The following is a 6,368-nucleotide window of genomic DNA, read 5'->3' on the forward strand; positions in this document are numbered from 1 at the left end:
CTGGTGCTGATCTGCACCATCTTCCAGACGCTCAACCCGGTATTTCTGTCGCCGAACAATCTCGTCAACCTTTTGTTCGACTGCTCGACGGTCGGCATTATCTCGCTCGGCATCGTTTGCGTTCTGATGGTCGGCGAGATCGACCTGTCCGTCGGCTCGGTCAGCGGCCTGTCCTCGGCGCTGCTCGGCGTGCTGTGGGTCCAGTGGGGCTGGCCGGTAGGGCTTGCGATGCTGGCGGCGATGGCGGTCGGGTTCGTGACCGGCTGCGTCTATGCGTTCCTGCTCAACAGGCTCGGCATGCCGAGCTTCGTGTCGACGCTGTCGGGCCTGCTCGCCTTCCTCGGGCTGCAGCTCTACATCCTCGGCCCGACCGGCTCGATCAATCTGCCCTACGACTCGCCACTGGTGAATTTCGGCCAGCTCCTGGTGATGCCGCACTGGGTGTCGTACACGCTGGCCGTGGTGCCTGGCGTGCTCGCCCTGGTTCTCGGCTACCGCAAGGCGCAGCGACGCCAGGCCGCCGGGCTGTCGTCGCGTTCCTTCGGCGGGCTTCTCCTCCAGGCCGTGGCGATCACCCTCGCGCTCGAACTGGTGGCCTACTACCTCAACCTGTCGCGCGGCGTGCCCTGGATGTTCGCCCTGTTCGTTGGCCTGGTCGTGGCCATGAATTACGCGCTGAAGCGGACCCAGTGGGGCCGCTCGATGACTGCCGTGGGCGGCAACCGCGAGGCGGCGCGTCGCGCCGGCATCAATGTGCGCCTGATCTACACCAGCGCCTTCGCGCTCTGCGCCACGCTGGCGGCGACTGGTGGCCTGCTCTCGGCCGCTCGTCTGGCGACCGCCAGCCAGCAGGCCGGCACCGGCGACGTCAACCTCAACGCCATCGCGGCGGCCGTCATCGGCGGCACCAGCCTGTTCGGCGGCCGCGGCAGCGCCTATTCGGCGCTGCTCGGCATCATCGTCATCCAGTCCATCGCAAGCGGCCTGACGCTGCTCGATCTGTCATCCTCGCTCCGGTACATGATCACCGGCTGTGTGCTGGCGATCGCGGTCATCGTCGATTCTCTCGCCCGCCGCTCGCGTGTCTCACACGGCCGCGCCTGACGGCTCATTGAAGAGGATCGCAATGTCTGAAAGTCTCTCCGGCAAGGTTGCCGCAATCACTGGTGCTGCCTCCGGCATTGGGCTGGAATGCGCCCGCGCCATGCTCGCCGTCGGCGCAAAGGTCGTGCTGGTCGACCGGGCCGAGGATCGGCTGAAGGAGCTTGTCGCCGAGCTCGGCGACAATGCTTGCGCCGTGGTCACCGACCTGCTCGACCCGGCGAGCGTCAACCGCATGATGCCGGAGATCCTGGAGAAGGCCGGCACTCTCGACATCTTTCATGCCAATGCCGGCGCCTATGTCGGCGGCGAGGTGGCGTCCGGCGATCCCGACCAATGGGACAAGATGCTCAACCTCAACATCAACGCCGTCTTCCGCACCGTCCATGCCGTGCTGCCGCATATGATCGAGAAGAAGAGCGGCGACATCATCGTCACCAGTTCCGTCGCCGGCTTCGTCCCCGTTGTCTGGGAGCCGATCTACACCGCCTCGAAATTCGCCGTGCAGGCCTTCGTGCATACGGTACGCCGCCAGGTGCTGAAGCACGGCATCCGCGTCGGCGCGGTCGCGCCCGGCCCCGTGGTGACGGCGCTGCTGAGCGACTGGCCGAAGGCCAAGATGGAAGAGGCGCTGGCCGCCGGCAGCTTGATGGAGGCCAAGGAGGTGGCCGACGCCGTGCTCTTCATGCTGACGCGGCCGCGCAACGTCACCATTCGCGACCTCGTCATCCTGCCGCAGAGCGTGGACATCTGAACCGCCCCTCCAACGCGATGGAGCCGCAATCATGATCCTCGACCGCTTCCGACTGGAAGATAAGGTGGCGCTGGTGACCGGCGGCACACGCGGCATCGGCCTTGCCATCGCCAAGGCGCTCGGGGAAGCCGGCGCGCATGTCGTCGTTGCGGGCCGGACCATGAAGGACGACGCACGGCAGGAACTCGCGGGTCTTGCCTTCGATTTCCTCGCCGCGGAAATGCTGGACGAGAAGGCGCCGGACAGGCTGGTCGCCGATACGCTCGCCAAGGCTGGTCGGCTCGACATCCTGGTTAACAGTGCCGGCATTGCGGTGCATGGCGACAGCGGTGACTATCCTGAGGACATCTGGCGCAGGACGATGGCGATCAATGTCGATGCCGTGTTCCGCTGCTGCCGGGCGGCGCTGGGGCCGATGCGGCGTCAGGGCGGCGGCGCGATCCTCAATGTCGGCTCGATCTCCGGCATAGTCTCCAACATTCCGCAGAACCAGGTCGCGTACAACAGCTCCAAGGCTGCGGTGCATATGATGACCAAGAGCCTCGCCAGCGAGGTCGCGGCCGAGAACATCCGCGTCAACGCCGTGGCGCCCGGCTATGTCGAGACGGACATGTCGCGCGGCGGCATCGAAAACCCCGAATGGTTCCCGATCTGGCGCGGCATGACGCCGATGGGTCGCGTCGGCCGGCCGGAGGAGGTTGCGGCGGCCGCACTTTTCCTGTGCTCTCCCGCCGCGAGCTATGTAACCGGCGAGGTGCTGGTCATCGATGGCGGCTATACGACGCGCTGATATAGTCTCGCCGAGGCAGGAGAACCGGTATGAAACTCAAGGATAAGGTCGCCGTCGTCACCGGCGGCGCGCAAGGCATCGGGGCGGCCATCGTGCGCGGCTTCGCCGCCGAAGGCGCCCATGTCGTCATCGCCGATATGGCGATCGACAAGGCGGACGCGCTGGCGCGCGAGCTCGGCGGCAAAGCAACAGCCGCGCAGCTCGACGTGCGCGACCTCGCCTCGATCGAGGCGATGGTCGATAGCGTGACGAGGACGCATGGCGGCATCGACATCCTGGTCAACAACGCCGCCGTCTTCGACATGGGGCCGCTGCTGGAGATTTCGGAAAGGAGCTTCGACCTGCAATTCTCGGTCAATGTGAAAGGCCTGTTGTTCACGCTGCAGGCAGTGGCCAAGCGCATGGTCGCGCAAGGGCGCCGCGGCAAGATCATCAATATGGCATCGCAGGCCGGACGGCGCGGCGAGGCACTGGTCGCTGTCTACTGCGCGACCAAGGCCGCGGTGATCAACATCACGCAATCGGCCGGACTTGCGCTCATCAAGCACGGCATCAACGTCAACGGCATCGCGCCGGGCGTGGTCGACACGCCGATGTGGGACCAGGTCGACGCGCTGTTCGCGCGCTACGAGAACCTGCCGATCGGCGAGAAGAAGCGGCAGGTCGGGCTGGCGGTGCCGGCAGGGCGCATGGGCGATCCGGACGATTATCGGGGCGCGGCCATTTTCCTGGCCTCGAGCGACGCCGATTATGTCGTCGCGCAAACCCTTAATGTGGACGGCGGCAACTGGATGAGCTGAAGCGGGGGTGAGGCTTCAGGCCGCGGCAGCCGTCGCCGTGCTCTCGGCGAAGGGGGCCTTCGGCAAGCAAGTCCTGGAGGTGGGCTACCGGCATTTCGGAAGCCGCCTTCGCCGAGGAATTGCCTGGACCGGCACGATGTTTCTCAGTGTAGAATGGGAGTTCATGAGGGCAGCGGGTGTTGGCCGTCATAGCTGCGTTGGGGGGTAGCCGAGATGGATGCGGAAAAGTCGATCTGCAAACTGACCGAGGCGCCGATCACCTGCACAACACCGCTTCAGGGGCTGTGAGGATGTCGGGCGAGGCGAGGCGCTGGTCGTTCCTCGCGCTGGCTTGCCTGGCCGTGGTTCTTTCGCTCACCACCTGGTTTTCGGCAACGGCGGTGATTCCCGAACTCGAGACGCGCTGGCAGCTTGGCGCCGCCGCAGCGGCCTGGCTGACCAACGGCGTGCAGGCGGGCTTCGTCATCGGAGCGCTGACCTCGTCGATCCTTGGGCTGCCGGATCGTTGGCGGCTCAATCGCATGATGGCGGGCGCGGCGGCGCTGGCAGGGGCGGCGAACCTGGTCCTGCTGATCGAGCCCGGCGCTGTCGTTGCGGTCCTCGCCCGGTTCGTCACCGGCATTGCGCTGGCGGGTGTCTATCCGCCGGCGATAAAGCTGATGGCGACCTGGTTTCGCAAGGAGCGCGGCCTGGCGCTCGGCCTGCTGATCGCGGCGCTGACGCTCGGCTCGGCGCTGCCGCATTTGGTGCGGGCCATCGGCGCCGGGGTCGACTGGCGCGTCGTCGTGAGCGCCAGCTCGTTGTGCGCGTTCGTCTCCGCGGCAATCTTCGGACGCGCCCTGCATGAAGGCCCGTTTCCATTTGCGCGATCGGTCGTCGACCCACGCCAGGTCGGGGCGATTATCCGCGACCGCCCGGTCATGCTCGCCAATCTCGGCTATTTCGGCCACATGTGGGAGCTCTACGCCATGTGGGGCTGGTTCCTGGCTTATGCGGGAGCCGCGCTTGCTGCCGGCAACCCGATCTTTTCCGGAAATGTTTCGCTGCTCACCTTCGCGGTGATCGCAGTGGGCGCGCTCGGCGCCGCCGGCGGCGGCCTGCTGGCCGATCGTGTCGGCCGCTGCAACACAACGGCGCTGTCGATGGCGCTATCCGGCGCGTGCGCACTGCTGATCGGCGTCTTCTTCGACGGTCCGTCCTGGCTGTTCGTCGCCGTCGCCCTGGTCTGGGGCGTCTCGGTCGTTGCCGACTCCGCGCAATTCTCGGCCGCCGTGACGGAACTTGCCGAGCCGCATCTCGTCGGATCGGCGCTGGCCTTCCAGATGGGTATCGGCTTTGCCATCACCATCGCCGCCATCTGGATGGTGCCGCTGTTCGGCGAGGCCATCGGCGGCTGGCGCTGGGCGTTCCTGTTGCTGGTGCCTGGTCCGGCCATCGGCGCCGCCGCAATGCTGGCGCTGCGGGCCGATCGGTCGGCGCTCAAGCTTGCCGGCGGCCGGCGGTAGGTTCCGGCTGGCCGTCGAATCCTGGGCGTGGCCGGAAAGCTCCGTCCAGCCACGCGCTCACCCCCGCCGGGCGCTTTCTCCGGTTCCTGCCGATTGGGAGGAACGATCTCGCGGCTGACGCATTTTGGTTCCCATCAACAGTTTGAGGGAATCCATGCGCATTGCCCATGTCGCGCCGCTCTATGAGTCCGTCCCCCCGAGATTTTACGGCGGCACCGAGCGCATCGTCTCTTATCTCACCGAAGCGCTGGTGGAATTGGGGCACGATGTGACGCTGTTCGCCAGCGGCGACAGCGAGACCTCGGCGCGGTTGGTGCCCGGCCGCGACCAGGCGATCAGGCTCGACCCGCGGCCGAAGAAATCGGAGATCGCGGCCCATCTCGCGATGCTTGCTGACGTGCGCGAGCGGGCCGGCGAGTTCGACGTCATCCACTTCCATCTCAGCCATTTCGCGCATTTTCCGTTCTTCGAGCACATGGCGGGACGAACGGTGACGACGCCGCATGGCCGGCTCGACTATGTCGACCTGGCACCGGCCTACAGGCGCTTCCCACGCTTCCCGATGATCTCCATCTCGCACAGCCAGAAGCGGGGATTGCCCGACGCCAACTGGATTGCCACGATCCATCACGGGATCCCGGTCGATGCCTATCAGCCCACATATGACCCGTCACCCGAAGAGCCGTATCTGGCCTTTCTCGGGCGCCTCTCGCGCGACAAACGGCCGGACCGCGCGATCGATATCGCGCGACGTTCCGGGCTGAAGCTGAAGCTGGCGGCCAAGATCGGCGACGATGACCGCGCCTATTTTCACGACGAGATCGAGGCGCTCATCGACGGCGACCGCGTCGACTATGTCGGCGAGATCGCTGAGGACGAGAAGGCGGCATTTCTCGGCAACGCCGCCGGTCTCCTGTTTCCCATCGATTGGCCGGAGCCGTTCGGCCTGGCGCCGATCGAGGCCATGGCCTGCGGCACGCCGGTCATCGCCTGGAATTGCGGCGCCTTGCCGGAGATCATCGACCAGGGCGTGACCGGCTTTGCCGTGGACACCGTCGATGAGGCTGTCGCTGCAATGCCGGCCCTTCTCGAGCTTGATCGGCGGCAGGTGAGGGCGGTCTTCGAAAAGCGGTTTTCGGTCACCAGGATGGCGCGCGACTATCTCGCCGCCTATATGCGCCTGATCGGCATCCGGGAGGCGAAGGCCTCCTGATCGGCATTGTCTTTCGGGCGGGACAAACGAAGAGGTGACGAATGACGCAGCTCGACGAGCGCAAGCTCGATCCCGCGGTAGCCCTTGCCTCGCTTGACGAAACGGCGCCGCGGGAGCCGCACCGGCTGTTCGCGCTCAAGCAGGGCGACTGTTTTGCCGTCACGGACGCCTATGGCGACATCAGAGGCGCCGGCGACGGTTTCTT

Annotated in this window: 6 protein-coding genes; all 6 read left to right on the plus strand. The window is 66.1% G+C overall.

Annotation, left to right across the window (positions count from 1 at the left end; genetic code table 11):
- Window positions 1-1,104 (plus strand): sugar ABC transporter permease (locus tag EOA38_RS24520; RefSeq protein ID WP_127300444.1); only part of this gene is annotated, 1,104 nt, incomplete at its 5' end.
- A gap of 22 nt (window positions 1,105-1,126) precedes the next feature.
- Window positions 1,127-1,855 carry an SDR family oxidoreductase gene (locus tag EOA38_RS24525; protein ID WP_126092934.1) on the plus strand — a complete coding sequence of 243 codons (729 nt, stop codon included), beginning with the start codon at window positions 1,127-1,129 and terminating at the stop codon, window positions 1,853-1,855.
- Window positions 1,856-1,886: 31 nt separating this feature from the next.
- Window positions 1,887-2,645 (plus strand): glucose 1-dehydrogenase, encoded by a 759-nt coding sequence (locus EOA38_RS24530; protein ID WP_126092935.1) that lies wholly within the window; start codon window positions 1,887-1,889, stop codon window positions 2,643-2,645.
- Between the two features lie 29 nt (window positions 2,646-2,674).
- A complete protein-coding gene (locus tag EOA38_RS24535; RefSeq protein ID WP_127300445.1) occupies window positions 2,675-3,445 on the plus strand; it encodes an L-iditol 2-dehydrogenase in 771 nt (256 codons plus the stop codon).
- A 290-nt stretch (window positions 3,446-3,735) separates the two neighbouring features.
- A complete protein-coding gene (locus tag EOA38_RS24540) occupies window positions 3,736-4,950 on the plus strand; it encodes an MFS transporter (RefSeq protein ID WP_126092937.1) in 1,215 nt (404 codons plus the stop codon).
- Window positions 4,951-5,104: 154 nt separating this feature from the next.
- Window positions 5,105-6,163 carry a glycosyltransferase family 4 protein gene (locus EOA38_RS24545; RefSeq protein WP_126092938.1) on the plus strand — a complete coding sequence of 353 codons (1,059 nt, stop codon included), beginning with the start codon at window positions 5,105-5,107 and terminating at the stop codon, window positions 6,161-6,163.
- The last annotated feature ends 205 nt before the right edge of the window (window positions 6,164-6,368 follow it).

It is taken from the genome of Mesorhizobium sp. M1E.F.Ca.ET.041.01.1.1 (assembly GCF_003997355.1).
GTDB lineage: Bacteria > Pseudomonadota > Alphaproteobacteria > Rhizobiales > Rhizobiaceae > Mesorhizobium.